The sequence below is a fragment of the Streptomyces sp. NPDC086787 genome, assembly GCF_044745865.1.
In the GTDB taxonomy this organism is placed as follows: Bacteria; Actinomycetota; Actinomycetes; order Streptomycetales; family Streptomycetaceae; genus Streptomyces.
In genome coordinates this window covers 1-1,391 of sequence record NZ_JBIVBC010000054.1, presented here as the reverse complement: position 1 = coordinate 1,391, position 1,391 = coordinate 1, and the positions used below count along the sequence as shown (strand labels likewise).

The 1,391-nt window shown below is 64.8% G+C and carries 2 protein-coding genes; one reads left to right on the top strand and one right to left on the bottom strand.

Going from position 1 to position 1,391, the window contains the following annotated elements:
• The first annotated feature begins 139 nt into the window (after window positions 1-139).
• Window positions 140-907, top strand: a complete 768-nt coding sequence (locus tag ACIPK3_RS34405) for a transposase (RefSeq protein WP_402576143.1) — start codon at window positions 140-142, stop codon at window positions 905-907.
• On the opposite strand, the gene ACIPK3_RS34400 is transcribed toward ACIPK3_RS34405, so the two are convergent.
• Window positions 897-1,211: a hypothetical protein gene (locus ACIPK3_RS34400; protein WP_402576142.1), complete on the bottom strand. Its 315-nt coding sequence runs from the start codon at window positions 1,209-1,211 to the stop codon at window positions 897-899. The genes ACIPK3_RS34405 and ACIPK3_RS34400 overlap by 11 nt on opposite strands.
• Window positions 1,212-1,391: the final 180 nt, after the last annotated feature.

Genomic DNA, 1,391 nt, shown 5'->3' with positions numbered 1-1,391 from the left:
CCCCGTGAACGTCTCCACCCACACCCGTTCAGCACGTAACACCGCGGCCATACCTCAGAGATGCCCAGCTCAGAGCCTTGTGCAACACCCTTTAAAGGTTGTCCCGTAACTCGTGTGGCGGTTGCTGCGTTGCCTGGGCATGGGTGGGGTGATCTCAGCGGAAGATCCGAAGTGGATCGAGCCATTCTCCGGGCTGACCGATGTGCAGTTCGCAAGTCTGGTGGCGTTGGTACGGCGCCGTGGCGGTGACGTTCAGCGCGGCCGTCCCTGGCGACTGCCGCTGGAGGACCGGGTGCTGCTGGTGGCCACGTACTGGCGCACGAACCTCACACTGCGGCAGATAGCGCCGCTGTTCGGAATCTCAAAGTCCGCGGCGGACCGCATTCTCGATCACCTCGCACCCCTGCTGGCCATCTCGCCGGCCCGCCGACCGCGCAAGGACACCGTCTATATCGTCGACGGCACCCTGGTGCCCACCCGCGACCGCAGCATCGCCGCTTCCAGCAAGAACTACCGGTACTCGACCAACCTGCAGGTCGTCATCGACGCCAACAGCCACCTGGTCGTGGCGATCGGGATCCCGCTGCCCGGCAGCCGCAACGACTGCCGAGCCTTTGCTGAGTCCGGTGTCGACCTGGCCTGCCGCGGCGCCCCGGTCATCGCCGACGGCGGCTACCAGGGCACTGGCCTGCTCATTCCGCACCGCAAACAGCGTGGCCAGACGCATCTCAGTCCGCAGCAGGAGGCGGAGAACGCCGTCCACCGTCGGGCACGCGCCCGGGTCGAACACGCCCTGTCCCGGCTGAAGAACTGGAAGATCCTGCGCGACTGTCGGCTCAAGGGCACCGGCGTTCACCAGGCCATGCTCGGCATCGCCCGACTTCACAATCTCGCTCTCACGAGATGAGCTGGCCCCGGTTCACAGCGAAGGTGTCCCGTCCATCCGGCGTCGTGACCCCATCCGGCGAAGTGGAGACAGTCACGACGCCGTCGCCGCCCATCGCCTCGATGTCACCCTGGACCTCGCACGCCACCGTGACCTTCACCGGGTAGACCGACTCGGGGGTCAGCTCAGCGAACTGCGCGAAGATCGAGCTCTTGTCGATCAAAGACCAACGTTGGCCCGCAGCGTCAACGAACTGAACCTCGACGAGGCCGGGAAACGGCTCGTCATCCACCCAACGAATCGCTTCACATCGCAGCTCAGGCACTCAGGCTCCCCTCCCAGGTCCGGACCCCAGCGACAACGAGCGCCAGTATGCCTGAGACCCCTGGGCCTCGTTACGGGACAACCTTTAAAGGGTGTTGCACAAGGCCGCGTTTGGGCAGGTCAAAGCGTGTGAGCACAGTCTTCTGGTCATGATGTGAGGGCGAGGTTGTGCATGTGTGCG